The organism is Streptomyces sp. NPDC028910 (genome assembly GCF_055564955.1).
Map to the genome: position 1 here is coordinate 90,242 of NZ_JBVHVF010000017.1, position 25,948 is coordinate 116,189.

A 25,948-nucleotide genomic window follows, 5' to 3' on the forward strand; every position below is an offset into this window, starting at 1 on the left:
ACGAAAGGACGGGCCCGATGCGTCAACGCAAGTCAGCGGCAGAGGTGTTCGACGAGCTGGGGGAGCGCTACGAGGAGGTGTTCGGGCAGGTGCCCGGGCAGCTGGACGCACTCGACTGGCTCACCGCGCGGCTGCCCCGCGGGGCCCGGGTGCTGGACGTGGGCAGCGGCACCGGGCGGCCCACCGCCGAGGCACTGGTCCGGGCCGGCTGCGCCGTGACCGGCATCGACGTCTCGTCGGCCATGGTGGCCCTCGCCCGCGCCCGGGTCCCGCGGGCGCGCTTCGAACAGGCCGACGTGCGCACGTACGAGCCCGAACCGGGCGGGTTCGACGCGGTGTGCAGCTTCTTCCCGCTGCTGGTGATGGACCAGCCGGAGGTCGCGGCGGCACTGGACCGCATGGCGTCGTGGGTCGCGCCGGGCGGGTACTTCGTCATGGCCACGGTGCCGGGGGACATCCGGGGCCTGGACATCGAGTGGATGGGCCACGAGGTCACCGTCAGCAGCCTCTCCACCGCGGACCACCTGGCCAGGCTCGCGGACCGGGGCCTGGAGGTGCTGCACCACCACACCGCGCACTTCCGGCCCGCCGACGCCCAGGCGGGCCCCGAGGAGCACCTCTTCTGCTACGCGCGGCGCGCGATCCGGCCGGTCAGCGGACCGGGCCCCGAACCGACTGCTGGGCGCGGAAGCGGACCGGAGCCATGCCCACCCGGCGGCTGAAGAGCCGGCTGAAGTAGGCCGGATCCTCGTAACCGACCCGCCGGGCGACTGCGGCGACCGGCAGGTCGGTGCGGGCCAGCAGCTCCTTCGCCCGGCTCAGCCTGATACCGAGGAGGTACTCCTTGACCCCCTCCCCGGTACTGCGCCGCACCGCCCGGCGCAGCTGGGGCAGCGGCATCCCGAGCCGGGCGGCGTGCTCGGCCACCGGTATGGGCAGCAGTGCGTCCCGCGCCAGGGTGTCCATCACGGCGTCCCCGTGCCGGGAGGCCTCGGCGCGGGCGTAGCGCAGGGCCACCAGCAGCCCGTGCACGGCCGCCGCGGCCTCGACCTCCAGCAGCGGGCCGCCGCGCCGGGCGGCCCGTACGATCCCGTCGACGACGTGCTGCACCCCGGCCGTCCCGCCGAGCGGCACCAGCGGGCGGTCCGGGGTGACGTAGCCCAGATCGGTGTACGCCTCCACGCCGGGCCCGGCGAAGTCCACGAAGCACTCGTCCCAGCCGGTCAGCGGGTCGGGCCCGTAGTGGTGTTCCACGCCCGGCACCAGCCACAGCAGCGCGGGCGCGGTCACCGGCTGCGGCGGCCGGCCGCCGTGGCTGAACCAGCCCCGGCCGCGGGTGACGACCACGGCGACGTGGTGGTCGAGGGTGCGGGGACCGACGACCGGCAGCACGCCCTGCTGCACGCCCACCCCGAGGCAGACCAGGCCGAGTCTGCGGTGGTTGGCGGTGGGGGAGAAGTACCGCATCCAACTGCTGCACGGGGGTGTGGCCATCTGCGGATTGTGATCCACAAGGCCGGGCACCCTCAAGAGGATGCGGCCGCCCGGTCGGTACGAGGCGCCGACGGTGCCGAGTGCGGCGCGGAGTGCGGCGCGGAGTGCGATGCGGAGTGCGGCTCGGTCCCGGGTGCGGCGAGGGGCGCGGGCGTACGCGGCTCCGGGCCCGGGCGGAGCCCCACCGCCAGCCCGGCGATCACTACGAGCAGACCCAGCCACACCGCCGGGCCCGGGACCCCGCTGCCGGCGAGCGTTCCGGCACCCGCCGCGGCGAGGGGCGCGACCCCGGTGAGCAGCCCGGCCCGCCCGGAGCCCACGGCGGCCACCGTGCGGTACCAGAGCACGAACGCCACCGCCGTGACCATGACGGCGAGGTACCCGGCGGCCGCCCACTGGGCCGGTCCGAGCGACGCCAGGTCGGAGGGGCGCTCGAAGAGCAAGGTGAGCACCACCAGCATCAGGGCCCCCAGCCACACCGCGTGCACGGACACCCCCCAGGGGCCGTGCCGCCGCAGCACCGGCACGGCGAGCAGGGTGAACCCGGCCTCGCAGGCCAGCGCGAGCGCGGCCCAGGCCACCCCGGCGGCGTCCGTCCGGCCCGTTCCCTCGACCAGTACGGCCCCGCCCACCACGACGGGAGCGGCGAGCAGCACCTGACGGCTGGGCCGCCTGCCCTCCAGGAACGGGCCGATCAGACCGAGCACGATCGGTACGGAGGCCACCGCCACGGCGATGACCGCCGGTTCGGCATGCGCGACCCCGCGGACGACGGCCACGTTGAACAGCACCAGCCCGGTCGCCGCGATCCCGGCCAGCCACAGCCACTCCCGCCCGCGCGGCCGCAGGACCGGCACCCGGGCGACCCGGGCCAGGGCGAGCAGCAACAGCGCGGCGGCCACGTACCGGACGGCCTGGGTGGCGAACAGCGGGGCGTCGACGAGGGCACGGGAAACGCTGACGCTGCTGCCGACCAGCGCCATGCCGGCGATACCGGGCACCAGGTCCCGGAAGGTGGTGGATGGTGTCTTCATGACGTCCAGCCTGGCGGCACAATGGACCGATGAGCAGGTCCAAAGATGTGGTGCCCGAGGGGTCCAAAACGCAGGAGTCCAACGGGACCACCCGGCCGGAAGCCGCCGGCGGTGCCGTGGGCTCGGACTTCCTCCAGCTCGACGTCGGCCAGGCCCCGCCGGGCGGCCGCACCGACTGGCTGGCCGGCCGGCTCCGCGCCGCCATCGCCGACGGCACGCTGCCGGTCGGCAGCCGGCTCCCGGCCAGCCGCGTCCTCGCCGCCGAACTGCGCGTCTCCCGGGGGCTGGTCACCGAGGCCTACCAGCGGCTGGCGGAGACCGGCCAGGTCTCGGGACGGGGCCGGGGCGGCACGGTGGTCGTCGCCGCCCCGCCACCGGTGGCCACACCCTCCGCCGCACCCGCGCGCGGCGGGCTCGTCGACGCCCTGCGCGCCGTACCCTGCCGGATCGACCTCTCGCCCGGCGTGCCCGACCTGACCGCCTTCCCGCGTACGGCCTGGCTGCAGGCCGAGCGCCGGGTGCTCGCCGCGCTCACCCCGGCCGACTTCGGCTACGGGAACCCCCAGGGCGCGCCCGCGCTGCGCGAGGCGGTCGTGGGCTGGCTGGCCCGCAACCGCGGGATCCGCGCCGACCCCCACGAGGTCGTGATCGTCGCGGGCGTCGCCCAGGCCCTGGGGCTGCTGGCGCAGGTCCTGCGGGAGGAGGGTGTGCACCGGGTCGCGGTGGAGGACCCCGGTTCGCTCGGGGCCCGGCAGCAGCTGGAGCACGGGCGGCTGGAGACGGTTCCCGTACGGGTGGACGAGGCCGGGCTGGACGTGGCCGAGCTCCGGGCGAGCGGGGCCGGGGCCGTCCTGCTCACCCCGGCGCACCAGTTCCCGACCGGGGTCGTGCTGGACGGCGAGCGGCGCCGGGACCTGCTCGGCTGGGCGGCCGCCGGGGGACTGGTCATCGAGGACGACTACGACGCCGAGCACCGCTACGACCGCGCCCCCGTCCCCGCGCTGCGCGCCCTGCTGCCCGAGGCGGTCTGTTACGCCGGGAGCGTGTCCAAACTCCTCGCCCCCGCCCTGCGCCTGGGCTGGCTGCTGGTCCCGCCGCGCCTGCGCGACGCCGTGACCGCCGCCAAGCGCTACGCCGACCTCGGCAATCCGGTCCTCGCCCAGCTGGTCCTCGCCAGGCTGATGGACTCAGGCGAACTGGAGCGGCACCTGCGCTTCGTCCGGCGCCGCCACCGCCGCCGCCGCGATGCCATGCTCCGCGCCGTCGCCGACCGGCTGCCGGGGGCCCGGGTGCACGGGGCGGCCGCCGGACTGCACCTGATGGTCACCTTCGACGGCGCCGGCTTCGACGACACGGACCTGGCCTCGGCGGCCCTGGCCCTGGGGGTCAAGACCCACCCGCTGTCCTGGCACCGCGTCCGGCCGGGCCCACCCGGCCTGATCCTCGGCTACGCGGCGGGCTCGGCCGGCGAGATCGAGGAGGGCATCGCCCTCCTCGGCACGGCACTGGGCGGACTGCCGGAGGCCGGGCGAAAAGTTTTTCCGGAACGGCGGCAACCTCCCGGAGGGTCGCGCGTCGTGCGGGGGTGAAGGGCGTGGTCCCACGCCCTCGACCCGACCGTGGAGAACCACCGTGAAGAACCTGAAGCGTGTCCCCCTGGCCGTCCGCCGCACGGCCGCCACCGCCGGCGCCGCCGGGGCGGTCGCCGGGATGGTCGTCGGCCTCGCGGGGCCGGCCTCCGCCGCGGGCGGCAGTTCGGCCACGCCCTCCCCGGCGGTCAGCGTTCCGGCCAGTGCCGCTCCCACCGCGGGCGGGGGCAAGCCCGTTCCGTCGGTCAGCACCCCGCCGACCGCGGGAACGGACACGAGGAGCGTCGCTCCCAGCGCCGCTCCGACCACCCCTGCGAGCGCCGCTCCGAGTGCCGCTCCGACCGCCGCTCCGAGTGCCTTCCCGACGACCCCGGGGACCGGTCCCAGGCCCAGCGCGTCCCCGTCCGAGGCCGCCGCCGCACCCGAGGGGTCCGAGCTCGCGCATACTGGCTCCTCGGCGACCACCATCGCCATGGGGGCGGGAGCCACCGGTCTGGTCCTCGCCGGCGCCGGAGCCCTGTACGCCGTGCGGCGCCGCGCCAACAGCTGAGGAATCCCGTGCTCCACCTCGCACCACCCGTCGGCCCCCTCACGCCCGGCTTCGGCCGGGCGTGGCGGGGCCTGTGGTCGTTGCTGCGCAGGGAGCGTTCCGCCCAGCCGGCCTCCCCGCGGTCGTACGGCTCCTCGTACGGCTCCTCTTCCAGCTCCCCGTCCAGCTCCTCGCCCGGCTCCCCGTACGGGTCCTCGTACGGGTACGACCACACGGGCCGCGGCGACCCGCGGCCGCCCACCGTCACGGAGCTCTATCACGCGCACCGGCTGCGGATGGTCCGGCTGGCGGTGCTGCTCGTCGATGACCTGGCCACCGCCGAGGACGTGGTCCAGGACGCCTTCACCGCCCTCTACCGCCGCCACGGGGAGCAGATCACCGAGGTCGACAACGCCCTCGGCTACCTGCGTACCGCGGTCGTCAACACCTCGCGCTCCGTGCTGCGCCGCAGGCGCACCGCGCGGGCCTGGACCCCGTCGGCGGAGGCCGACGTACCGTCCGCCGAGGACCACGTGGTCCTGGACGAGGCGCACCGCGAGGTGCTCGCCGCGCTCGGCCGGCTGACGCCGCGCCGTCGGCAGGTCCTGGTGCTGCGGTACTGGGCCGACCTCAGCGAGGCGGAGATCGCGGCCACCCTCGGGATCAGCCGGGGAGCGGTGAAGTCCAACGCGAGCCGCGGCCTGGACGCCCTGGAACGGATTCTGGAGGGACGGATATGACGCGTGACGGCGAACTCCTCGTCGAACGCCCCGTCGAGCGCCGGCTGCGGCAGGCCCTCGACGCGCGCGCGGACAGCATCGACGTCCGCCGGCTGCGGCCCGCGGATCCGCCGGGACCGCACGTGGGACGGCTGTCCGTGGACAGGCTGCGGCGCTTCGCGCTGCCCCTCGCGGGCCTGGCCGCGGCCGCGGCCGCGGGGATCGGATACCTGCTGCTCGCCCCGGATCCGGCGCCCCGCCCGGTGCCGCCCGCCACCCCGCCGAGCATCACGGCCCCCGGACCGTCCCCGGAGCCCCCAGAGCCCGAGGCGTCACCCACCCCGCGGTCATCCGGACCGCTGAAGCCGACCCCGGGTGTGGACGCGTCGGGAAGCCCGGTCGCGTCCTCGCACCCCACCGGGTCGGTGACCCCGTCCGCGCCGCTCTCGCCGAAACCGTCGGGATCGGTGCCGCCGTCGACGAGTCCGTCCGCCGCGGCGGGAGGCGTCGCGACGTCCTCGCCGCCGAGGAACGCCGGTCCGCGTTAGGGCCTGCTAGCGCCTGCTAGGACGTGCGGAGGTTCTCCACCGCCGCTACCAGCGGGGCGAGTTCCGGGTTGCGCGCGGCCTCGTCGAGGGCCTCGCGCAGGGCGGTGTCGTTCGTGGGCCGGGCCGCGGCCAGGAGGGCCAGGCCGGCCTCGCTCACGTCGGTGTAGATGCCCCGCCGGTCGGTGTCACAGAGGTACCGGTTCAGCAGGCCGCGGTCCTCCAGCCGGCTGACCAGGCGGGTCGTGGCGCTCTGGCTGAGCACCACCGAGTCGGCGACCTGGTGCATCCGCAGGTGGCCACCCGGCCCGTTGTGCTGGCGGCTGAGGACGTCGAGGAGCGAGTACTCGCGCACGCTGAGGCCGTGCCCCGCCTGCAGGGCCCGTTCGATGTGCGCCTCGATCCGCCCGTGCAGGAGGGAGAGGGCGCACCAGCCCTGGGAGAGGGCGGTGAGGGCGCTGTCCGTGGCCGTCATTGGCTCCTCCGTCGAAGCGTGCCGTGTGCCGTGTGCCGTGTGCGGGGTGCGAGTGCGCGTGCGAGTGCCGTGCGAGGCGTGTGACCCCAGGATAGGACACGTCTGCAATAGCCCGCGCTTGCAAATAACCCGCGTCTGCAACTAACCTCGACGCATGTAAGCGGCGCCGGCAACCTTGGGCGACCCCGCCTCCCCTCGCCGCACCCCGCACCCCGCACCTCCCCCTCCCCTGAAGGGCACCTCCCCCATGCCTCTCGCTCTCCTCGCCCTCGCCGTCGGGGCCTTCGGGATCGGCACTACCGAATTCGTGATCATGGGCCTGCTCCCCGAGGTCGCCGGCGAGTACGGCGTCTCGATCCCCACCGCGGGCTTCCTGGTCACCGGCTACGCCCTCGGCGTCGTCCTCGGTGCGCCGCTCATGACCGTGCTCGGCACCCGCATCCCCCGCAAGCGCATGCTGATGCTGCTCATGGGCCTCTTCATCGCGGGCAACGTCCTCTCCGCACTCGCCCCCGCCTTCGGCGTCATGCTCTCCGGCCGTGTCGTCGCCTCGCTCGCCCACGGCGCCTTCTTCGGCATCGGCGCCGTCGTCGCCGCCGAACTCGTCGCCCCCGAGAAGAAGGCCGGAGCCATCGCCATGATGTTCACCGGCCTGACGGTGGCCAATGTGGTCGGCGTCCCGCTGGGCACGCTCGTCGGACAGACCCTCGGCTGGCGCGTCACCTTCCTGATCGTCGCCGCGCTCGGTGTCGCCGGTCTGCTCGGCATCGCCCGGCTGGTCCCCGAGCTGCCCCGGCCCGCGGGCGGCGTACGGATCCGCCGCGAGCTCGCCGCCTTCCGCAACGTCCAGGTGCTGCTCGCGATGGCGATGACCGTCCTCGGCTTCGGCGGCGTCTTCGCCGCGATCACCTACATCACCCCGATGATGACCGACGTCGCCGGCTTCGCCGACTCCTCCGTCACCTGGCTCCTCGTCCTCTTCGGCCTGGGCATGGTCGGCGGCAACCTGATCGGCGGCCGGTACGCCGACCGCGCGCTGATGCCGATGCTGTACGTGTCCCTGGGCGCGCTCGCCGTCACGCTGGCCGTCTTCACGCTCACCGCCCACAGCAAGGCCGGCGCCGCCGTCACCATCGTGCTGATCGGCGCCCTCGGCTTCGCCACCGTGCCGCCGCTCCAGAAGCGGGTCCTCGACCAGGCCGCCGGGGCCCCCACCCTGGCCTCCGCCGTCAACATCGGCGCCTTCAATCTCGGCAACGCCCTCGCCGCCTGGCTCGGCGGGCTCGTGATCGCCTCCGGCCTCGGCTGGACCGCCCCCAACTGGGTCGGCGCGGCGCTGGCCGCCTCCGCCCTGGTGCTCGCCCTCATCTCCGGCGCACTGGAACGCCGTACGGCCGGACGTCCGGACGGCCGGGGCCTGGTCGTCACGGGCGGAGCTCCCGAGGTCTCCGCGGCCGTCCCCGCCCACCACTGATCCCCTCAACTCCCCGGGTCGCGCGCCCGTGTCCCGCGTGCCACGTTGGTACGGGGGACACGGGTGCATGATGCGGAATCCGAAGCGGTACAGGAGGATCCACGTCATCGCGACGGCAACGGTCGCCGCGCTGGTCACCCTCGCCGTCCCGGGCTGCACGGCCTCCTCGGACCAGGCCCGCGCCCCCGCCCCCACCGCCCCGGACAGCGCGACGACGGCGGCCGGCCCGCCCGCAGCCGCCCCCTCGGCCGCCCCCGCGCCGACGCCGCCGTCGCCCCTGTCCACCGCCCCGCGCACGATCCCGGCCGTACGGGAGCACGTGCCCGCCAGCGGCCCCGGCTGGAAGCCCACCCCCGAGGCCCGCGTGGTCGTCGCGCCGGGCGACGCGGCCGCGCTGTCGGACGAGGCCACACTGCTCGCCGGTGAACTGCGCATCGGATACGGCGAGGAAGCGGCCCCGCGCTCCGGCGACGTGGAACTGTCCCTGGACGCCGGGGGCGCGGGCTCGCCCGAGTCGTACACCCTTGCCGTCCAGGACGGCCGCGTCCGGATCAACGGCCCCGACGAGGCCGGGGTGTTCTACGGAACCCGCACCCTCAAACAGGCCGTGCGGAGCGCCGGTTCGGCCCCCGAAGGCACCGTGCGCGACGGCCCGGCCAAGCCCCAGCGGGGCCTCAACCTCGACATCGCGCGCAAGCACTTCACGCCCGACTGGATCGAGGACCGGCTGCGCGAGATGGCCGACCTCAAGCTCAACCAGCTCGGCCTGCACTTCTCCGACGACCAGGCCTTCCGGATCGAGTCCGACAGCCACCCCGAGATCGTCTCCACCCCGCACCTCACCAAGGCGCAGGTCCGCGCCATCACGGCACTCGCCGCCCGGCTGCACATCACCGTGGTTCCGGAGATCGACTCGCCCGGACACCTCGGCGCGGTGCTGCGCGCCCACCCCGACCTGCAACTGCGCGACGTACAGGGCAGGGCGGTCAAGGGAGCGGTGGACATATCCGACCCGGCGGCCGCCACGCTCATCGACGAACTGCTGCGCGAGTACCTGCCACTGTTCCCCGGCGGGGCCTGGCACCTGGGCGCCGACGAGTACCAGGCGCTGGTCTACCGGGATCCGCAGACCTCCTTCCCGCAGCTCGCGAACGCGGCGCGCCAGCGGTACGGGCCCACGGCCCGCGTGCAGGACCTGGCGACGGGCTGGCTCGACGACCGCGCGGACGTGGTCCGTCCGTCGGGCAAGGCGCTCAAGGCGTGGAACGACGGCTTCTTCGCCGGCGGGGTGGTGAGCGCGGCCAAGGACATCCAGGTCGAGTACTGGACCGGCAAGGAAATCGGCGCCCGCCCACCGCTGGAGTACCTGCGCGAGGGCCGCAAGCTCGTGAACCTCAACGACGAGTACCTGTACTACGTGCTCGGCGAGCCGAACCAGTTCACGTACCCCACCGGCCGGCGGATCTACGAGCAGTGGACCCCGCTGGTACTGCGCGGCACCACCGCCGTCCCGGCCACGTACACGCAGCAGATCCTGGGCGGACGCCTCGCGGTCTGGTGCGACCTGGCCGGCGCGCAGACCCAGGCCCAGGTGGCGGCGGGCATCCGGCTGCCGCTGGCCGCGCTCTCCCAGAAGGTGTGGGACGCCCGCGCGCCCGAGCTGCCCTGGTCCGGCTTCCAGACCCTCGCCGACCGGCTGGACCCGCCCGGCCCCTGAGGCTCCCGGCCCCTGAGGCTAGGGGGTGTCCCTGTCCATGTCCCTGTTCTGCCAGCGGCGGCGGGCCCATCGGCCGAGCGGCGGCAGCGCGGTGACCACTGTCAGGGTCCAGGCGGCTGCGAAGCCCCAGAGCAGGGGCTGTGACACGGTGACCGAGGCGGCGATGAACAGCGTCACCGTCACCGCACCGAGCAGACAGGCCCCCACGGTGCGGTGACGCCGGTGCGCGGAACTCAGCATCCGGTCGAGCGAACGGTCACCCTTGAGCTGTGCCTCGATCGCGGAGAGGGCGCGCTGCTCGCGATCGGAGAGTCCGGCTCCGTCCATCACGACGTACCTCCGTCGGCTGCCGCCGTCGGGCGCGGACCGCAGCCTTTGGCCTGCGAATACCCGGCCTGGCGCCGCCCAATCCCCGGAGGCCGTGATGGCTGCCCGGCCTCGGTCACCAGATGGAGTCGACCCACTCCGGGTGGTCGATGAACGGGTTGCGGTTGTGCTGGTACGTGTCGAATATGACCTGGTTGCGGCGCTGCTCGAAGGCGTCCGGCGGGTCCATCTGGTTCCACTGCTTCAGCACGCTGATCCGGCCGTGGGCCGGGGCGGTGCCGTTGTTGACCCGGTCGTTCATCTCCAGGTCCGCGAAGCCGTCACCGCCGTCGTAGCGGACGGCCATGTAGAGCAGCATCCGCGCCACGTCGCCCTTGACCGCGTCGCGCGGCTCGAAGGAGTCGGCGTCGGTCAGACTGCCGGGCGCCTCGCTGACGGGGCCGCCGCCCATGTCGAAGTCCTTGTTGCCCCGGGTGCTGTTGACGGTGACGTCCTCGGGGCGCAGGTGGTGCAGGTCGGTGCCCGGGCCGGTGGCGGTGCCGAAGTCGCCGTGGCTCTTGGCCCAGACGTGCTCGCGGTTCCAGTCGTTGACCCCGCCGCCGTTCGTCGCCTTGGACTGGGAGCGGCCGGAGTAGAGCAGGATGACGTTGTTGGGGTTCGCCGGGTCCTGGTCGGTCACCTTCAGGGCGTTCCACACGCCGTCGTAGCTCACCTTGGACTGGCTCTTGATGATGGTGTGCAGGGCGCTCTTGAGTGCGGCCCCGGTCTTGCCCTCGGCGGTCGCGTAGTACGAGTCCACCACGGTGGAGTCCGTGGCGGCCGCGGCAGCCGCGGAATCCGCGGTGGCAGTGGACGCGGAGGCCTGCGGGGCTGCCGCCCGCTGCTGGCCGGCGGACGCCGACGCCGGTACGGCGAACAGGGCGGCCGAGGCGAGGCCGGCCGCCCAGGGAGTCAGGTGCGAGATTCTCATCGGGTGGGGGGTACCTCTCCATACGCACAGTCCCCGCCCGGGGAATTGGCGGGGTGTCAGTGGCAGTGCGAGGTTCACATTGTCATGTGCCGAACAGGTAAAAACCACGTGTCCGGAGTGCGGATCCTGGGGTGTGCCGTGGGCCCGTCGCGGGCAGGGTAGCGATGGCCCCAGCGGGGCCCGACCGGACCATGAACAGCCCTATCGGGAGCAGCCATGGCAGTGAAGATCCTCATCGTGACCGGCGACGCGGCCGAGTCGCTGGAGGTCCTGTATCCGTACCAGCGCCTGCGCGAGGAGGGGTACGAGGTCCACATCGCGGCGCCGCAGGCGAAGAAACTGCGGTTCGTGGTCCACGACTTCGAGGACGGCTTCGACACTTACACCGAGAAGCCCGGCTACACCTGGCCGGCCGATCTGGCCTTCGTGGACGTGGTCACGGAGGACTACGCGGCCGTGGTCGTCCCGGGCGGCCGGGCACCGGAGTACTTGCGCAACGATCCCGAAGTGCGGCGGATCCTGGCCGCCTTCGCGGAGTCCGACAAGCCGATCGCCCAGATCTGCCACGGCCCGCTCATCACCGCCGCGGCCGGGGGCCTGAGCGGCCGCCGGGTGACCGCGTATCCGGCGCTGGAGCTGGACATGAAGGCGGCCGGGGCCGCCTTCGAGGACTCCGAGACCGTGGTCGACGGCACGCTGGTCTCGGCCAGGGCCTGGCCCGACCATGCGCGCTGGATGCGGGAGTTCCTGACCGTGCTGCGGAGCAAGGCCCCGGTGGTCTGAGCGGGTCGAACAGGACAGGCCACGCGGCCGGGCCCCGTGTTCGGGTCCCGGCCACAGTGGCCGCTACGTGGTCAACGCCCGCTTCGGCTGCGACCGGTCGGACCCGGCCACCGCCTGGACGATCCTCAGCCGACCGCTGTGATGGCCGGCGCCGGCTCGTACTTGTAGTCCGCCCCGAAGTTCTTCTTCACGGCCGCCTCCCAGGAGCCGTCCGCGACCATCTTCTTCAGCGCGTCGTTGATCTTGCGCTGGAGTTCCTTGTCGCCCTTCTTGAGGCCGATGCCGTAGTTCTCGTTGCTCAGGTTCTGGCCTAGCAGCTTGAACTTGCCCTCGTTGCCCTTCCGGGCGGCGTACCCGGCCAGGATGGCGTTGTCCGTCGTCATGGCGTCGACGCGGCCCTCCTGAAGGGCGACGAGGCAGTCCGAGTAACCGCTCTGCTCCAGCAGGCCCGCCTTGGGGGCGAGGTTCTTCCTGAGGTTCTCGGCCGAGGTGGAGCCGGTCACCGAGCACATGGTCTTCGAGTTGAGGTCCTCGGGCTTGGTGATGGAGGTGTCGGAGGCGCGGGTCAGCAGGTCCTGGTGCGCGACGAAGTACGGGCCGGCGAAGTCGACCTTCTCCTTGCGCTTCTCGTTGATCGAGTAGCTCGCGACGACGAACTGCACCTCGTTGTACTGGAGCAGCAGTTCGCGGTCGTTGCTGTAGACCTGCTTGAACTCGATCCGGTCCGGCTTGTAGCCGAGCTCCTTGGCCACGTAGGTGGCGACGTCCACGTCGAAACCGCTGAACGTGCCACCGGTCTCGCGCATTCCGATGCCCGGCTGGTCGAACTTGATGCCGATGGAGAGGGTCCCCTGGTCCTCGTCGTCACCAACGCACCCGGAGGCGGTCAGGGCGAGGGCGATCACTGCGGCGACCGCACCGGCCTGGGGAACCTTCATGCTGCACTCTTTCCTGGAACGCGGGACGCGTCACCGCGATCTCCGGGACGTGTGGAACCGCGAGAACGTACGGGGACGTCGAGACATGTGTACGAGGAAGCTAGGAAGCTCACGGGCGCAGCGTCACTAGATTTGAGCAAAACTTGAGCATAACGATCCGGATCTGCCGCAGATCCTGCGGTGGATCCGGACTGGAGCAGGAGAAAGGGGCGGGCGTGGGGACAGGTTCCGTACGGGTGGACGGGAATGCGCTGCTTTTGGGCGAAGGGGTGCAGATCCGGTTCATCCGGACCCTGCGGCTGCCCGAGTCGGGTACGCACGCGCTGCCGCCGGGGCTCGGGGAGTTCCCGCTGCGGCGGGTCGAGGACTATCCGGACACGGTGCCGCCGGAGTGGCTGGCGAAGGGCGGCGTGATGCTGCCCGTGTACCTGCGCGAGGCGATGTGGCTGAGCTTCGGCGGGACCCGGGAGCCCGCCGCGCTCCAGGTCGGCGTCGGCAAGGTGTGCGCCGTCTCCGGCAAGCGCTGGACGGGAAGTCTGGCGCGCACCCCGCAGAACTACCTGGTGCTGCCCCGGCAACCCTGGCTGGACGGAATCAACTCCGGGGACGGGACGGTGCGCCAGTTCGTCGCCGTACCGCTGGGACTCGGCGCCACGGTCGAGGGCCAGGTCACCGGGGAGGAGACCACCGGCGGCGTACAGCTCCAGGCGTTCGCGCTGGGGGCGGCGGCGCTGGAGGAGTGGCGGCGGGCGGAGCGGGCCCGGCTGGCACCTCCGCGCCCGGGCACGGGCGAGGGGACCTACGGGGCTCCGCCCGCGCCCGGCGCGCCCGGCGCCGTCGGCGGTTTCGGCGGCTACGGCGGCCCGGTGCCCGCGCCGATGATGGCGGCCCCGGGCGGCGCTCCCGGCTCGGCTGCCCGCGCGCGCGGCAGGTCGGGTCCGCCCGCGGCTCCGGCGATGGGGCTCGGCGTCGGCGGTGCCATGCGCCAGGAGGTCTACCGGGACGAACGCCCGCTGTCCGACTGGGCCGCGGAGCCGGCCGCACGGGTCTTCGTCCACCTGGTGCCCCCGCCCGCGTGGCGCCGTATCACCAGGGAGGACGCCCCGCCCTCGCCGATCGACCGGGCCGCCTACACCCGGGCCGGGCTGCCCTGGTTCGACTACTACGACGAGTCCGCCGCCGACCTCGCACCGGCCGACTCCCTGAATCAGGTCAAACCGGTGGGGGAGTGGCTGGGCGACGACCACACCCCGTGGGCGGAGCCGGCACCCGGGCAGGTCAAGCCGCTCGGAAACGCCCCGAGGCCGGGCAAACCCGTACAGGACGGCGACTGGTAACCCGCAGGGGGTCGCCTCGGGTCCCGGCCGGACTGGCCGGGAACGTACGGTCGTTCGGACCGCGGCGGGCGTGGCGTGGGATCATGAGCGGGCAATACCCGTGAGCGAAGGGGGAGTTCGGTGACCGGTGTACGCAAGGGCCTGGCCAAAGTGGAGGTCGCGCTGCGGTGGGACCCCAGCCCGGCCGGCACGCCCGCGAACGACCTCGACCTCGTGGCCGCGGTCTACGGCGCCGCGGACCTGCGCGGGACGCCCGTCCAGCTGGTGCACTTCGGCAGCCGGTCGCCCGACGGAACCATCACCCTGAACCGGGACAGCCACACGGGCCAGGGCTTCGGCTTCGACGAGGTGATGACCATCGAACTGGACCGGATGGCACCGGAGCTGAGCCGCGTGGTCGTCGGCGTGGTCATTCAGAACACCGGGGCGGCCACGGGGCCGGTAGCGGGCGGCGCGGGCGCGGCCGCGGGCCGCGCGAAGACCTTCGCCGACATCGCCGGCACCGGGTTCCGGATCCGCGAGGGCCACGTCGACCTCGCCCAGGACGACTTCGCGGCGGTGCCCTTCGCCACCGCGGCCACCGTCGCCGAGTTCACCCGCGACGCCTCGGGCGCCTGGTCGCTCGACGCGCGGCTGCACGGATTCGACGCCGACCCGGAGGAATTCACCCGGACCATGGGCGGTGTCCGCTGAAGGCGGCCGCCGGGTCCGGCGCGGAGCCGCACAGATCGGGCGGCGGCCACTCCTCGAGTGAGTGGCCGCCGCCCGGTCCGGGTGGCGCGCTGCCGCCGTCCCCACGAGGCAGCGCGGGCAGGTCGCCGTCAGGTCATCAGGACGGCGGCCCGCCGGTTCAGGGGGTCCGGCCGGCCGGGGGCCGGGGGGGCCGGAAGGGTGCGAGACCCAGGGACGGGAGCATGACCGCGTCGACGAACCGGACCAGGTAGTCGGCGTCCGCGTAGCGGCCTTCCAGTACCGGACGGATGCGGAGCACTCCCATCAGCTGCGCCGGCAGGAACTCCACGGCCGGATGGTCCGCGGCGATCTCGCCGCGTTCCACGGCCCGCCCCACCATCACGTCGAACGCGGCCAGCTCCGGCTCGACCAGCGCCTCGCGCAGGGCTGCCTGGAGCTCCTCGTCACTCAGCACGGCGTGTCCGAGGGCCTGCATCAGCCGGGTGTCCCGTCCCGAGGTGCCGGCCGCGATCCGGGCCGCCTCGCGCAGATCGCCCGCCAGCGTCCCGGTGTCCACCGCGACGAGCGTGCCCCGCCGGCCGGCGCGCAGGGCGGCGGCGACCAGCTGGGGTTTCGTCTTCCACTGCCGGTAGAGCGTGGACTTGCCGCAGCTGGCCGCGGCGGCGATGCCCTCCATGGTCAGGGCCTCGTACCCGTGTTCGCGCAGCTGCTCCAGAACGGCGTCGTAGAACTCCTGCTCCCGCTCCGGGGTGATCTTGGAGCGGCGCGCGGGGGTCGGCGTCGACGTCATGGGGTGCGGCTCTCTTCGGGGGGCGCTGCGGTGGCAAGTTCCACAAGAAGTGTACGGGAACGCAACCGTATCGGTACACCAACGTATCGATACGCTCATGTATCGATACACTGGCGTGTCGCTGTGCGCGTCAACAGGAAAGAGAGACCGGGGGATGACCGCCCACACCACACCTGCCGGGCCGGCAGCCGGACCGAGAGCCGCGCGTCGTCGCCTCATACGCGAGCTGCTGCTCGTCGCGGGTTTCTTCGCCGTCTACAAGGCGGGCCGGCTGCTCTCGACCGACCGCACCGGCGAGGCCTTCCGCAACGCGGTACGGATCTGGGACGCCGAGCGCGCCCTGCACCTGCCCGGCGAAGGCGCGATACAGCGGCTGCTCCTGCACGGGGACGCCCTCGTACACACCGCGAACACCTACTACGCGGGCGTCCACTTCCCCGCCACCGCGCTCTTCCTGATCTGGCTCTACCTGCGCCGCCCCGGCCATTACCTGTGGACGCGCCGCGTACTCGCCGTGCTCACCGGAGCCGCCCTCGTCCTGCACCTGGCCTTTCCGCTCGCGCCCCCGAGGATGCTCCCCGCCGCGCGGCTCGTCGACACCGGACAGGTCTACGGGCCCACCGTCTACCGGGCCGCGCCGGACGCCGACACCCTGGCCAACCAGTTCGCCGCGATGCCCTCGCTGCACTTCGGCTGGGCGCTGATGCTCGCGCTCGGCATGATCGCCGCCACCCGGTCACGATGGCGCGCGCTGTGGCTGCTGCACCCGCTGCTGACCCTCCTCGTGATAGTGGGCACCGCCAACCACTACTGGCTCGACGCGGTCGTGGCCGCCGTCCTGCTCGGGGTGGCCCTGCTGCTGATCCCGCGGCCTCGCGCGAGCGCCCCGTACATCGACACCGACCCGGACGCGTCCTCGGCCACCGACGACGCGTCCTCGGCCACCGACCCGGATGCCGCCGTACGCCGGCTGCCGCGCCCGGAGAGCACCACCGCCGCCGTAGGGGCAGGGGCCGGGCAGTGAACGACACCGCCCTCGCCGTCGGGCTCTGCCTCGCCTCGGCCGTGGCCTACGCGGCCGCAGCCGTCGCCCAGGAGCGGCTCGCCCGCGCCGCAGCCGCGCGCAGCGCCACAGCCCTGCTGGGCTCCGGCACCTGGTGGTGGTCGGCCGGGCTTAACGCGGCCGCCGCGCTGCTGCACGCGGCAGCCCTGCGGTACGGGCCCCTCACCCTGGTGCAGCCGCTCGGCGCGCTCACCCTCGTGGCCGCCGTCCCGCTGGGAGCGCGCCGAGCCGGTCGCCGGGTGGCGGCGACCGAATGGCGGGGCACCCTGGCCACCGTCACCGGGCTGGGCCTGCTGCTGCTCCCGGCCTCCGGGCCGGCCCCCGACGACACCCTCACGCTGGTCGAGGCGCTGGCCGTCTCCGGGGCGACGGCCGGCGCGATCCTGATGCTGACCGCGGTCAAGGACCCGCGCTCGGGGCTCAGGCACGCGACGGCGTCCGGGCTGGCCTCCGCGGCGGCCTCCGCACTGACCCAGACCGTGGCCGTGGCGGGCGCCCGCGGCGGAGCCCTGCTCAGCGGCCGCGTCGTCGCCGTGGCCCTGCTCGTCGTGGTGTTCGCGGTCGGCGGGATGCTCCTGTCGCAGCGGGCCTACCGGGGCGGGCTCGGCGCCCCGCTCGCCGTGGTGAACCTGGCCAACCCCCTCGCCGCGGCCGCCATCGGCATGATCCTGCTCGGCGAGCGGCTCCAGGGCGGCGTGGCGGGGCTGCTGCTGGCGGGGGCCGGAGCCTTCATCGCGGCGCGCGGGGTGGTCCTGCTGACCCGGGCGCCCGCCGTCGAGGAGGTCGTCCCGAGCACGGTGCCCGCCGTGGCCCCCGCCGTGGCCGAACCGGCCGTGTCGATCGGCCGCGTAGCGGTCTGAGCCGATCCGAGCCACGGGGAACCGCTCATGGGCGTCGCCGCAGACGCCCGACACAGCCCGGCCGCCCGTCATGTTCCAGCCGATGTGCGCCTCCAACGTCCAGATCGCCGCCCTCTGGGGGTGAGCGGCCGCGCACGCCTGCGGGCGCCGCGCTGAACCGGTGGCCCACTACCCTGGCCGGACCAGCGACGTACGAGAACGAGCAGCGAGGAAACCGGTACCGAGATGAGCGTGACCCCCGTCCCCACGGCCGACCTGTACGACGAGCACGGCGAAGCCCTCGGCATCTGCGCCACCGCGTTCCGCCAGTTCGGCGGCCGCCGGCTCTTCGCCGGCCCCGTACGGACCCTCCACTGCCACGAGGACAACGCCCTGCTGCGCGGCCTCGTCCACACGCCGGGCGAGGGCGCCGTCCTGATCGTGGACGGCGGCGGCTCGCTGCGCACCGCCCTGGTCGGCGACCTCCTCGCCGGGGCGGCCCAGCAGAACGGCTGGGCGGGCCTGATCATCAACGGCGCGGTCCGCGACAGCGTCGCCCTCGGCGGACTCGACCTCGGCGTCAAGGCGCTGGGTACGGTCCCCCGCAAGAGCGGCAAGGCCGGCGCGGGCGCGGTGGACGGGCCCCTCACCATCGGCGGCGTCACCTTCCGCACGGGGGACATCGTCCACGCGGACGACGACGGCGTGGTGGTCCTGCCGGCCTAGTGCTGTGACCGGAAAGGTTCACCGGGTCACGGCGCCCGGCACGGCACCTCGCGGCGTTGTCGGACCGCGCAAGTACGTCCAGTGCGAGACGCGATCCTCCGCCTTGCGATGCTTCCCCTAGCTAGGTCCGCCGACGAGAACCGGCCAGGGCCGGTGCGCCGGCCCTGGCACGGCCACGGCGGGGCGGGTTTCACTGCGGGTCCATGAGACGACACAGGATCATGAGCCTGCTCGGCGCGATCGCGCTGACCGCCGGCACCCTGGCCGCCGCGGGACCCGCGCACGGCCTGACCCCGACCGACCCGCCGCCCGCCGAGTTCGGCACCGACTGGCACGACCCCCTCACCGCCGCCCCGCCCGTCACCCGGCCCGCGACCCGGTCCTGTCAAGTGACCCTCGCCGAGGCGCAGTTCCGGGACTTCACCCCGTACCACGGCAGCTACACGCCGCCCGCCGCCTGCGGCGCGGGCGAGTGGGCGAAGGTGGTGCTGCGCCTCGACGGCAAGGTCAAGGGCCGCCAGTACGACCGCCTCGGCCACCTCTCCCTCGGCGGCGTGGAGATCCTGCGCACCTCCACGCCCCAGCCCTCGCCCGACGGCATCACCTGGTCCGTGGAGAAGGACGTCACCCGCTACCGCGACACCCTCGCCCGCCCGCAGCCCGTCGAGATGCTCATCGGCAACGTCGTCAACGACACCTACACCGGCGTCATCGACGTCAAGGTGACCTTGACCTTCTACGCCGCCGAGGGACGCACCACGGCCCCCGACACCCCCGACCGGGTCCTGCCCCTCACCTCCCCCTCGGTCACCACCCCGCGCAACACCGAGCGCCTCATCGCCGAGGTGTACGCCACTGGCTCCGGCGGCGGCTGCGAGGAGTACTGGTACATGACCACCCCGGAGGCGGCCCCGTACTCCTGCAAGGCGGCCGACGGCCCCCACCGCGAGGTCCGCGTCTCCGTCGACGGGCAGCTCGCGGGCATCGCCGCGCCCTTCCCCACCGTCTGGACGGGCGGCTGGTCCAACCCCTTCCTCTGGTACGTCACCCCCGGCCCGCGCGCCTTCGACGTCCAGCCGATCCGCTACGACCTCACCCCCTACGCCGCCCTCCTCAACGACGGCCGCCCGCACCGGATCGAGGTGTCCGTCGCCGGGGTGCCGGCCGGGCAGAGCGGCTGGAGCACCCCCACCAATCTGCTGCTGTGGCAGGACGAGGGCCGGGAGGTGGTCACCGGCGCCCTGACCCGGCACGAGCAGAGCGATCCGACGGGCCACTCCCGCTGGACGCCCGCCGCGCCCGGCGAACAGCACCGCCTGGACACCGAGGGCGGACACCGGCTGACCGTCGCCGGGCACCTGGACACCTCCCACGGCCGGGTGGCCACCACCGTCACCCGTGCCGTGCGGGGCACCTCCGTCCACCGCTGGACCGACGGCGAGAACCAGGACGCGCTCACCGCCACATGGACGGACGAGGAGAGCGTGACGCGCGGACCGACCACCACCCGGACCGCCCGCACGTACACGATGGACGGCGAGACCACCCTCGGCGCCGGTGACCGGCTGCGCACCGTCCTCTCGCTCGGCGACCGCGCGGACACCGTGACCCTGCGCGGTGGGCGGAGCGTCGACGTCTCCCGGCTCGACGACCGGTACACGGGCGACGCCACCTACACCGCGAACGTCCCCCGCGACCAGCGGCACGCGGTCGCCACCACCTCCGCCCGCTACCGGCTGTACGGGTCCCCGGCGCCGGGCGGGTGCTACGACCGCACGGTGGCCACCGTCCAGGGCACGGTCACGGAGGACCGCCGCCGCTGCTGACACCGGCGGCGCCTACGATGACCGGCCATGGACACGAGTGAGGCCGGCAGACGGCTGATCGACGGGCGCTTCGAACTGGTCGCGCCCCTGGGCAGCGGCGGCATGGGTACGGTGTGGCGTGCCCGCGACATCGCCCTGCACCGCGAGGTCGCCCTCAAGGAGGTGCGCCCGCCGGACCCGGCGACCGCCGCCGCCCAGCCCGGCCTCGCCGACCAGCTGCGCGAACGGGCCGTACGCGAGGCCCGCGCGCTCGCCCGCCTCGCCCACCCCCACGTGGTGACCATCCATCACATCGTCGAACCGGCCCAGGGTGCGGACGGGCACCCGTGGATCGTCATGGAGCTGGTCAAGGGCGGCTCCCTGCACGACCGGCTGGGGTCCGGCCCGCTGCCGCCCGCGGACGTGCTGCGGCTCGGCCTCGACGTGCTGTCCGCGCTGCGCGCCGCCCACGCCGAGGGTGTCCTCCACCGGGATGTGAAACCGGCCAACGTGCTGCTGCGCCCCGACGGGGCGGCGGTGCTCACCGATTTCGGCATCGCGGCGTTGCACGGGTCGACCGGGCTGACCTCGACGGGGGTCCTGATCGGCTCCCCGGAGTACATCGCGCCCGAACGCGTCCGCGGGGAGGAGGGCTTGACCGCCTCCGACCTGTGGTCGCTGGGCATGCTGCTGTACGTGGCCGCGGAGGGGGTCCATCCGCTGCGCCGGGCCACCAGCCTGGCCACGGTCGTCGCCGTGCTCGACGAGCCGATCCCGGCGCCCGTGCGCTCCGGCCCGCTGGGGCCCGTACTGGAACGGCTGCTGGTACGGGACCCGGCGGCGCGGCCCGACGGGGAGCAGCTGGAACAGCTGCTCCGCGATGCGAGCACTGCTCTCGGCGCGGGCACGGGCGCGGGTCCGGGCGCTGGCTCGGGTTCGGGCGCGGGGGCCGGCCCGGCGCCCGTCGCCTCCCCGGTCGTCCCCGGCCCGTACGGGCCGTACGGCCAGTACGGGCCGCCCACCCCGCCGCCGTTCGGCCCCGTCCCCTCCTCCGCGGGCACCACCACGCCCCTTCATACGGCGCACGCCCCGCGCGGGCGACGCCCCGTCCTCCTCGGCGCCGCGCTCACGGCGGTGCTGGCGGCCGGAGTCGTCGGGATCGTCCAGTGGCTGCCCGACGGGACCTCCGGCGGGGACGACAAGGCGAAGGACGGCCGGGCAACGCGCCCCGCCGTCGCCACCCACCCCACCCCGGCCACTCCCGGAGCAACGGCCCCCGGGCCCGAGGCGAGTACCCCCAAGGCCGGCGCGCCCCGGGGCAGCATGCTCACCCCGGAGAACATCCGGACCGCCCTGGAGGCGCTCAAGCGACAGACCGGCACCACCGTCTTCGTGGACCTGAAGGTCTACGACGGCTACGTCATCGCCTCCGTCCCCACCGCCCCCGGGGCCAAGACCGTCGACTCCTGGCAGTACCGCGACGGCGCGGCCCGGCGCACCGGCCCGAACGGCACGGTCAAGGACGGCGAGCCGCTGATCGACATGGCCACGGTCAACTGGGACGCGCTGCCCGGCCTGCTGGAACAGTCCAAGAAGGACCTCGACGTCCCGAACCCGACCTCGCGCTACGTCATCGTCGAGCCCTGGATGATGGACCAGGTCCCCTGTATGCGCCCCTATCTGAGCGACGAGTACGGCCGGGGCGGCTACGTCCTCGCCGGCATCGACGGCAAGGTCAAGAAGGTCGTCGCCTCCTGACACCGGCTACGGACGCGGCTGCACCCCTGCGCATCCGCGTCCGCGCCGTTCGCCGCCGGGACCGGTTCTAGTAGGGCCCGTTGACGTTGTCGATCGAGCCGTAGCGGGCCGCCGCGTAGTTGCAGGCGGCGGTGATGTTGGCGACCGGGTCGTAGGAGTCCAGCGAGGTGCCGGGCACGTGGTAGGCGCGGAAGGTCGGGTCGATGACCTGGAGCAGGCCCTTCGACGGGATTCCGTTCTTGGCGTTGATGTCCCAGAGGTTGATCGCCTTCGGATTGCCCGAGGACTCCCGCATCACATTGCGGTGAATTCCGTTGTAGGTGCCGGGAATTCCGTGCTTGGCCATCACGTCGAGGGACTCGCGGATCCATCCGTCGAGATTGTTCGCGTAGGCGAGGGCGGGCCGGGCGGCGGACCTGCTGGCGCGTTCGGCCTCCGCCTTGGTGCCGAGGTTCAGTTTGATGCCGGGCCGAATGATCGACGGGTTGTCGCCGATGACGGTCCGGTTCGCCGCGTAGAGCTGCTGCCAGCCGCCGCTCACGGAATGATCCGCGGCGATCTCCGAAAGGGTGTCACCGGGGACCACGGAATAGGTCGCGGGAGCGGCGGCAGCAGCTGCAGGAGCGACGGTAACGGCTGCGGGAGCGGTGGTCGTCTGCACCGCCCCGGCGGTGGTCGCGCTGATCAGCGGAAGGGTGAGGGCCGCGCCACCTGTGCCGGCGAGGGCCAGCTTGCGGGTGATCGGGTGGTGCTTGGGCCGACGGTGCTTACCCTTTGCGGGCATGGCGGAATTCCTCACGTGGGGGGACGGGAGAGCCCGGGCAGCGGCCGTATTCGGCAGCTGACCACCAGGAACGAGGGTGACCGTAGGCGAGCCCGTCGGGCGGTAACAAGCCCCGAATTCCACCGATAGATCGACATCCCGGTATCGGCCCGGAAAATGACCTTGGAGGCGCCCGGCCGCAATAGCCGATTCCCTTTCCGGGAAAAGGGAATCGGCCTCTCGGTGGAAATGATGTTGGCCTGACCGGCGTGACCCACATCACGGGCCGGCCGCTCCGAGGTCAATACGGGCAAGTCCGCACTCCACGTGCCGCATTCGGGCGACTCGTACGTAGGTGCCGAATCGCCCATCGTGGACGCTTTCCGGCGTCCGGCTCGCCCTACGACGCGTCCGCGAGCTCCGCCAGTCGCTCCAGGGTGGCCGTCACCGCCGCGTCCGAGGCCGGCAGCAGGGGCAGCCGTACGTCGGGCGTCGGGATGCGGCCCTGCGCGTGCAGCACGCCCTTGACGACCGCCGGGTTGGGCTCGGCGAAGGCGGCCGCCGACATCCGGGCCAGCGCGTGCCCCAGCGGCCGTGCCCGCGCCACGTCGCCCGCCCGCCAGGCCGCGGCGAGCTCCGCGAACCGGGCCGTCGCCAGATGCGCCGAGGCCAGGATCCCGCCCGCCGCACCCAGCGCCAGCAGCGGCGACAGGTACGCGTCGTCGCCGGCCAGCACCTCGAACCCGGCCGGCAGGTCACCGAGCAGCGCCACCGTGTCCTGGTCGATGCCGCCGCCCGCGTACTTCACCGCGGCCACCCCCGGCAGCGCCCCGAGCGCCCGCAGCGCGGCCGCGTCCAGCGGCTGCCCCGTGCGGTACGGGATGTGATAGACGATCAGCGGTACGGGGCTGACCTCCGCCAGCCGCGCGAAATGCGCCAGCACCCCCGCCGCGGAAGGCCGCACGAACGACGGCACGGTCACCAGCGCCGCCCGCGCCTGCGGCCACCGAGTCAGCCGGGTCAGCGAGGCCTCGGCGGCCCGGGTGCCGCTCGCCCCCGCGCCGACGGTCAGCGGTGCACCCCGCTCCCGGCAGACCCGGGCGCACACGCCGGTGACGAGGTCGCGCTCCGCCTCGTCGAGGCCGGCCGCCTCCGCGGTGGTGCCGAGGGCGACGATCCCGGTGGCGCCCCCGTCGAGCACCTCGTGGGCGAGTGCCTCCAGTGCCTCGGCCGCGACGTCCCCCGAGGCGGTGAAGGGGGTGACGAGCGGTACGTGGATCCCGTGGAGCGGGAGGGTCTCCGCGATGCCCTGTGCCATGTCCCGTGTCGTGTTCTGTGTCGTGTCCTGTGCCATGCCGAAGAGCCTCACCCGCCCGAAGGATCAAATCCAGTTCGCGTTCCTTACCCGACTCGTAAGCTGAGCCGATGCTCGATGTACGACGCCTGCGCCTGCTGCGCGAACTCGCCCGCCGCGGCACCATCGCCGCCGTGGCGCAAGCCCTCGCCTTCAGCCCATCGGCCGTCTCCCAGCAGCTCAGCGTCCTGGAACGGGAAGCCGGACTGCCCCTGCTGGAGCGCACCGGCCGCCGGGTCCGGCTCACCCCGGCCGGGCAGAACCTCGTCCGGCACGCCGAGGCCGTCCTCGAACGGCTGGAACAGGCCGACGCGGACCTCGCCGAGGCGCGCGGCGGCCTGGCCGGAGCCCTGCGGATCGGCGCCTTCCCCACCGCCACCCGGGCCATCGTCCCGGCCGCCCTGGTCGCCCTCGCCCGGCGCCATCCGGGGCTGGAGCCGATGGTCTCGGAGACCGACCCGGCGGCCGTGGCGCACGCCCTGCGGGCCGGCGACCTGGACGTGGCCCTGGTCCACGCGTACGACTTCGTGCCCGCCGCGCGGGAGCCGGGGCTGGCCACCGAGCCGCTCTACCGCGAGGCGATGTACCTGGCCGCGCCCGCCGGGGAAACCCCCGACCCGCCCCGGGAACCCGACCTGGGCGCGGTCCTGCGTACCCACGCCGAAGCGCCCTGGATCACCGCCACCCCCGGCACCCTCTGCCACGCCATGACCGTACGGGCCTGCCAGGCCGCCGGTTTCACGCCACGGGTCCGCCACCAGGTCGACGAGTTCGCCACCGTGCTCGCGCTGGTCGCGGCGGGCCAGGGCGTCGCCGTCGTACCGCAGCTCGGCGTCACGGGCCCCACCGATCCGGCCGTGCGCCTCACCCGCCTGCTCATGCAACGCCGTACCAACCTCGCCTTCCGCAGCGGAGCCGGCGCCCACCCGGCCGTGGCCGCCTTCGGCGCGGCACTTCGGGCCGCCGTACCGCCGGATCTGGCCGGGCCGGGCGCCGCGGCGTGACACAACTCCCGTACCGCGCGGCGCCCGTGTACGTTCGTTCACGTTCGTTGATCCAGACCGATTCGATCAGAGCGGGGTACGACGTGACGCATCGCGTACGAGGGGTCATCGCCCGGAGCAAGGGCGCACCGGTGGAGACGACGACGATCCTCGTGCCCGACCCGGGACCCGGCGAGGCGCTCGTCCGGGTCCAGGCCTGCGGGGTGTGCCACACCGACCTGCACTACCGCGAGGGCGGCATCAACGACGCGTTCCCCTTCCTCCTCGGCCACGAGGCCGCCGGAGTCGTCGAATCGGTCGGCCCGGACGTCACCTCGGTGGCGCCCGGCGACTTCGTCGTCCTCAACTGGCGCGCGGTGTGCGGCAGCTGCCGTGCCTGCAAGCGCGGACGGCCCTGGTACTGCTTCGCCACGCACAACGCCACCCAGCCCATGACCCTGGAGGACGGCACCCCACTGTCCCCGGCGCTGGGGATCGGTGCCTTCGCCGAGAAGACCCTGGTCGCGGCCGGCCAGTGCACCAAGGTGGACCCGGCCGCCGCCCCGGCGGCCGCCGGACTCCTCGGCTGCGGGGTGATGGCCGGCCTCGGCGCCGCCCTGAACACGGGCAACGTCGGACGGGGCGACTCCGTCGCCGTCATCGGATGCGGGGGAGTGGGCAACGCGGCCGTGGCCGGCGCCCGGCTGGCGGGCGCCTCGCGGATCATCGCGGTGGACCTGGACGACCGGAAGCTGGAGTGGGCGCGCGGCCTGGGCGCCACGCACACCGTCAACGGCCGTACGGAGGACGTGGTCAAGGCCGTCCAGGGCCTGACCGGCGGCAACGGCGCGGACGTGGTGATCGACGCCGTGGGCCGGCCCGAGACCTACCGCCAGGCCTTCTACGCGCGCGACCTCGCCGGGACGGTGGTCCTGGTCGGCGTGCCGACCCCGGAGATGAAGCTCGAACTGCCGCTCCTCGACGTCTTCGGCCGCGGCGGCGCCCTGAAGTCCTCCTGGTACGGGGACTGTCTGCCCGAGCGTGACTTCCCGCTGCTCATCGACCTCTACCTGCAGGGCCGGCTCGACCTGGACGCCTTCGTCTCCGAGACCATCCCGCTCGACGGGGTCGAAGCCGCCTTCGCCCGGATGGAACGCGGCGAGGTGCTCCGCTCGGTCGTCGAGTTCTGACGCCGCGACCGACGAGCGCCGTGACCGGGGCGACCGGGGCGACCGCCGTACCG

Annotated in this window: 26 protein-coding genes; 17 read left to right on the top strand and 9 right to left on the bottom strand. The window is 73.7% G+C overall.

From position 1 onward, the window contains the following. Positions 1–17 precede the first annotated feature (17 nt). Complete coding sequence (locus ACZ4TV_RS21155) at positions 18–722, top strand: class I SAM-dependent methyltransferase (RefSeq protein ID WP_468136235.1); 705 nt, start codon at positions 18–20, stop codon at positions 720–722. Here the strand turns inward: ACZ4TV_RS21155 and ACZ4TV_RS21160 are convergent. Together ACZ4TV_RS21160 and ACZ4TV_RS21165 are read right to left on the bottom strand one after the other, a co-directional pair. Beyond that, positions 652–1,494 (bottom strand): helix-turn-helix domain-containing protein, encoded by an 843-nt coding sequence (locus ACZ4TV_RS21160; protein ID WP_468136236.1) that lies wholly within the window; start codon positions 1,492–1,494, stop codon positions 652–654. The genes ACZ4TV_RS21155 and ACZ4TV_RS21160 overlap by 71 nt on opposite strands. Before the next feature lie 32 nt (positions 1,495–1,526). After that, complete coding sequence (locus ACZ4TV_RS21165) at positions 1,527–2,528, bottom strand: DMT family transporter (RefSeq protein WP_468136237.1); 1,002 nt, start codon at positions 2,526–2,528, stop codon at positions 1,527–1,529. A 29-nt stretch (positions 2,529–2,557) separates the two neighbouring features. On the opposite strand from ACZ4TV_RS21165, the gene pdxR reads away from it, so the two are divergent. The 4 genes from pdxR to ACZ4TV_RS21185 are packed head-to-tail and all read left to right on the top strand — an operon-like array spanning position 2,558 to position 5,913. After that, positions 2,558–4,117: a MocR-like pyridoxine biosynthesis transcription factor PdxR gene (gene pdxR / locus ACZ4TV_RS21170; RefSeq protein ID WP_468136238.1), complete on the top strand. Its 1,560-nt coding sequence runs from the start codon at positions 2,558–2,560 to the stop codon at positions 4,115–4,117. A 43-nt stretch (positions 4,118–4,160) separates the two neighbouring features. Next, positions 4,161–4,667, top strand: coding sequence for an LPXTG cell wall anchor domain-containing protein (locus tag ACZ4TV_RS21175; protein WP_468136239.1), 507 nt, complete (start codon positions 4,161–4,163; stop codon positions 4,665–4,667). Between the two features lie 8 nt (positions 4,668–4,675). After that, positions 4,676–5,386, top strand: a complete 711-nt coding sequence (locus ACZ4TV_RS21180; RefSeq protein WP_468136240.1) for an RNA polymerase sigma factor — start codon at positions 4,676–4,678, stop codon at positions 5,384–5,386. Next, positions 5,383–5,913 carry a hypothetical protein gene (locus tag ACZ4TV_RS21185; protein WP_468136241.1) on the top strand — a complete coding sequence of 177 codons (531 nt, stop codon included), beginning with the start codon at positions 5,383–5,385 and terminating at the stop codon, positions 5,911–5,913. Before ACZ4TV_RS21180 ends, ACZ4TV_RS21185 begins: the two co-directional genes overlap by 4 nt. A gap of 16 nt (positions 5,914–5,929) precedes the next feature. Here the strand turns inward: ACZ4TV_RS21185 and ACZ4TV_RS21190 are convergent, their stop codons facing one another. After that, complete coding sequence (locus ACZ4TV_RS21190; RefSeq protein WP_468136242.1) at positions 5,930–6,385, bottom strand: MarR family winged helix-turn-helix transcriptional regulator; 456 nt, start codon at positions 6,383–6,385, stop codon at positions 5,930–5,932. Positions 6,386–6,632: 247 nt separating this feature from the next. Here ACZ4TV_RS21190 and ACZ4TV_RS21195 point away from each other — a divergent pair, with 247 nt between their 5' ends. Then, positions 6,633–7,859 carry an MFS transporter gene (locus ACZ4TV_RS21195; RefSeq protein WP_468136243.1) on the top strand — a complete coding sequence of 409 codons (1,227 nt, stop codon included), beginning with the start codon at positions 6,633–6,635 and terminating at the stop codon, positions 7,857–7,859. A 67-nt stretch (positions 7,860–7,926) separates the two neighbouring features. Beyond that, complete coding sequence (locus ACZ4TV_RS21200) at positions 7,927–9,576, top strand: beta-N-acetylhexosaminidase (RefSeq protein ID WP_468136244.1); 1,650 nt, start codon at positions 7,927–7,929, stop codon at positions 9,574–9,576. Between the two features lie 18 nt (positions 9,577–9,594). Here ACZ4TV_RS21200 and ACZ4TV_RS21205 read toward each other — a convergent pair whose 3' ends face one another. Next, positions 9,595–9,903 (bottom strand): DUF3040 domain-containing protein, encoded by a 309-nt coding sequence (locus ACZ4TV_RS21205; RefSeq protein WP_468136245.1) that lies wholly within the window; start codon positions 9,901–9,903, stop codon positions 9,595–9,597. Positions 9,904–10,018: 115 nt separating this feature from the next. Then, the gene (locus ACZ4TV_RS21210) at positions 10,019–10,873 is read right to left on the bottom strand and encodes an endonuclease I family protein (RefSeq protein WP_468136246.1); all 855 of its coding nucleotides are present in this window, start codon (positions 10,871–10,873) and stop codon (positions 10,019–10,021) included. Positions 10,874–11,089: 216 nt separating this feature from the next. Here ACZ4TV_RS21210 and ACZ4TV_RS21215 point away from each other — a divergent pair, with 216 nt between their 5' ends. Beyond that, positions 11,090–11,656: a DJ-1/PfpI family protein gene (locus tag ACZ4TV_RS21215; protein WP_468136247.1), complete on the top strand. Its 567-nt coding sequence runs from the start codon at positions 11,090–11,092 to the stop codon at positions 11,654–11,656. Between the two features lie 125 nt (positions 11,657–11,781). Here the strand turns inward: ACZ4TV_RS21215 and ACZ4TV_RS21220 are convergent, their stop codons facing one another. Continuing rightward, a complete protein-coding gene (locus ACZ4TV_RS21220) occupies positions 11,782–12,594 on the bottom strand; it encodes a glutamate ABC transporter substrate-binding protein (protein ID WP_468136248.1) in 813 nt (270 codons plus the stop codon). Positions 12,595–12,809: 215 nt separating this feature from the next. Between ACZ4TV_RS21220 and ACZ4TV_RS21225 the strand changes: the two genes are divergently transcribed. Then, the gene (locus tag ACZ4TV_RS21225; protein ID WP_468136249.1) at positions 12,810–13,931 is read left to right on the top strand and encodes a hypothetical protein; all 1,122 of its coding nucleotides are present in this window, start codon (positions 12,810–12,812) and stop codon (positions 13,929–13,931) included. Positions 13,932–14,051: 120 nt separating this feature from the next. Then, positions 14,052–14,624 (top strand): TerD family protein, encoded by a 573-nt coding sequence (locus ACZ4TV_RS21230; protein WP_468136250.1) that lies wholly within the window; start codon positions 14,052–14,054, stop codon positions 14,622–14,624. 157 nt (positions 14,625–14,781) lie between these two features. Here ACZ4TV_RS21230 and ACZ4TV_RS21235 read toward each other — a convergent pair whose 3' ends face one another. After that, complete coding sequence (locus ACZ4TV_RS21235) at positions 14,782–15,414, bottom strand: TetR/AcrR family transcriptional regulator (RefSeq protein WP_468136251.1); 633 nt, start codon at positions 15,412–15,414, stop codon at positions 14,782–14,784. Positions 15,415–15,568: 154 nt separating this feature from the next. Between ACZ4TV_RS21235 and ACZ4TV_RS21240 the strand changes: the two genes are divergently transcribed. From ACZ4TV_RS21240 to ACZ4TV_RS21260, 5 genes are all read left to right on the top strand, one after another. Beyond that, positions 15,569–16,438 carry a phosphatase PAP2 family protein gene (locus tag ACZ4TV_RS21240; protein ID WP_468136252.1) on the top strand — a complete coding sequence of 290 codons (870 nt, stop codon included), beginning with the start codon at positions 15,569–15,571 and terminating at the stop codon, positions 16,436–16,438. After that, entirely contained in the window at positions 16,435–17,337 is a 903-nt protein-coding gene (locus ACZ4TV_RS21245) for a hypothetical protein (RefSeq protein ID WP_468136253.1), read from the top strand. The genes ACZ4TV_RS21240 and ACZ4TV_RS21245 overlap by 4 nt, the downstream gene beginning before the upstream one ends. Before the next feature lie 225 nt (positions 17,338–17,562). Then, the gene (gene rraA / locus ACZ4TV_RS21250) at positions 17,563–18,042 is read left to right on the top strand and encodes a ribonuclease E activity regulator RraA (protein ID WP_468136254.1); all 480 of its coding nucleotides are present in this window, start codon (positions 17,563–17,565) and stop codon (positions 18,040–18,042) included. A 203-nt stretch (positions 18,043–18,245) separates the two neighbouring features. Next, positions 18,246–19,868 (top strand): peptide-N4-asparagine amidase, encoded by a 1,623-nt coding sequence (locus tag ACZ4TV_RS21255; protein ID WP_468136255.1) that lies wholly within the window; start codon positions 18,246–18,248, stop codon positions 19,866–19,868. A 27-nt stretch (positions 19,869–19,895) separates the two neighbouring features. Further along, positions 19,896–21,605, top strand: a complete 1,710-nt coding sequence (locus tag ACZ4TV_RS21260) for a serine/threonine-protein kinase (protein WP_468136256.1) — start codon at positions 19,896–19,898, stop codon at positions 21,603–21,605. Between the two features lie 67 nt (positions 21,606–21,672). On the opposite strand, the gene ACZ4TV_RS21265 is transcribed toward ACZ4TV_RS21260, so the two are convergent. Both ACZ4TV_RS21265 and ACZ4TV_RS21270 read right to left on the bottom strand, forming a co-directional pair. Further along, the gene (locus tag ACZ4TV_RS21265; protein WP_468136257.1) at positions 21,673–22,389 is read right to left on the bottom strand and encodes a LysM peptidoglycan-binding domain-containing protein; all 717 of its coding nucleotides are present in this window, start codon (positions 22,387–22,389) and stop codon (positions 21,673–21,675) included. Between the two features lie 379 nt (positions 22,390–22,768). Next, positions 22,769–23,722 carry a dihydrodipicolinate synthase family protein gene (locus ACZ4TV_RS21270; protein ID WP_468136258.1) on the bottom strand — a complete coding sequence of 318 codons (954 nt, stop codon included), beginning with the start codon at positions 23,720–23,722 and terminating at the stop codon, positions 22,769–22,771. Positions 23,723–23,793: 71 nt separating this feature from the next. On the opposite strand from ACZ4TV_RS21270, the gene ACZ4TV_RS21275 reads away from it, so the two are divergent. After that, positions 23,794–24,726 carry a LysR family transcriptional regulator gene (locus ACZ4TV_RS21275; protein WP_468136259.1) on the top strand — a complete coding sequence of 311 codons (933 nt, stop codon included), beginning with the start codon at positions 23,794–23,796 and terminating at the stop codon, positions 24,724–24,726. 83 nt (positions 24,727–24,809) lie between these two features. After that, positions 24,810–25,895, top strand: a complete 1,086-nt coding sequence (locus ACZ4TV_RS21280; RefSeq protein ID WP_468136260.1) for an S-(hydroxymethyl)mycothiol dehydrogenase — start codon at positions 24,810–24,812, stop codon at positions 25,893–25,895. The last annotated feature ends 53 nt before the right edge of the window (positions 25,896–25,948 follow it).

Coding starts and splice junctions, on each gene's coding strand:
- ACZ4TV_RS21155 (WP_468136235.1), top strand. CDS start 18: ATGCGTCAACGCAAGTCAGCGGCAGAGGTGTTCGACGAGCTGGGGGAG.
- ACZ4TV_RS21160 (WP_468136236.1), bottom strand. CDS start 1,494: ATGGCCACACCCCCGTGCAGCAGTTGGATGCGGTACTTCTCCCCCACC.
- ACZ4TV_RS21165 (WP_468136237.1), bottom strand. CDS start 2,528: ATGAAGACACCATCCACCACCTTCCGGGACCTGGTGCCCGGTATCGCC.
- pdxR (WP_468136238.1), top strand. CDS start 2,558: ATGAGCAGGTCCAAAGATGTGGTGCCCGAGGGGTCCAAAACGCAGGAG.
- ACZ4TV_RS21185 (WP_468136241.1), top strand. CDS start 5,383: ATGACGCGTGACGGCGAACTCCTCGTCGAACGCCCCGTCGAGCGCCGG.
- ACZ4TV_RS21190 (WP_468136242.1), bottom strand. CDS start 6,385: ATGACGGCCACGGACAGCGCCCTCACCGCCCTCTCCCAGGGCTGGTGC.
- ACZ4TV_RS21195 (WP_468136243.1), top strand. CDS start 6,633: ATGCCTCTCGCTCTCCTCGCCCTCGCCGTCGGGGCCTTCGGGATCGGC.
- ACZ4TV_RS21200 (WP_468136244.1), top strand. CDS start 7,927: ATGATGCGGAATCCGAAGCGGTACAGGAGGATCCACGTCATCGCGACG.
- ACZ4TV_RS21205 (WP_468136245.1), bottom strand. CDS start 9,903: ATGGACGGAGCCGGACTCTCCGATCGCGAGCAGCGCGCCCTCTCCGCG.
- ACZ4TV_RS21210 (WP_468136246.1), bottom strand. CDS start 10,873: ATGAGAATCTCGCACCTGACTCCCTGGGCGGCCGGCCTCGCCTCGGCC.
- ACZ4TV_RS21215 (WP_468136247.1), top strand. CDS start 11,090: ATGGCAGTGAAGATCCTCATCGTGACCGGCGACGCGGCCGAGTCGCTG.
- ACZ4TV_RS21220 (WP_468136248.1), bottom strand. CDS start 12,594: ATGAAGGTTCCCCAGGCCGGTGCGGTCGCCGCAGTGATCGCCCTCGCC.
- ACZ4TV_RS21235 (WP_468136251.1), bottom strand. CDS start 15,414: ATGACGTCGACGCCGACCCCCGCGCGCCGCTCCAAGATCACCCCGGAG.
- ACZ4TV_RS21240 (WP_468136252.1), top strand. CDS start 15,569: ATGACCGCCCACACCACACCTGCCGGGCCGGCAGCCGGACCGAGAGCC.
- rraA (WP_468136254.1), top strand. CDS start 17,563: ATGAGCGTGACCCCCGTCCCCACGGCCGACCTGTACGACGAGCACGGC.
- ACZ4TV_RS21255 (WP_468136255.1), top strand. CDS start 18,246: ATGAGACGACACAGGATCATGAGCCTGCTCGGCGCGATCGCGCTGACC.
- ACZ4TV_RS21260 (WP_468136256.1), top strand. CDS start 19,896: ATGGACACGAGTGAGGCCGGCAGACGGCTGATCGACGGGCGCTTCGAA.
- ACZ4TV_RS21265 (WP_468136257.1), bottom strand. CDS start 22,389: ATGCCCGCAAAGGGTAAGCACCGTCGGCCCAAGCACCACCCGATCACC.
- ACZ4TV_RS21270 (WP_468136258.1), bottom strand. CDS start 23,722: ATGGCACAGGACACGACACAGAACACGACACGGGACATGGCACAGGGC.
- ACZ4TV_RS21275 (WP_468136259.1), top strand. CDS start 23,794: ATGCTCGATGTACGACGCCTGCGCCTGCTGCGCGAACTCGCCCGCCGC.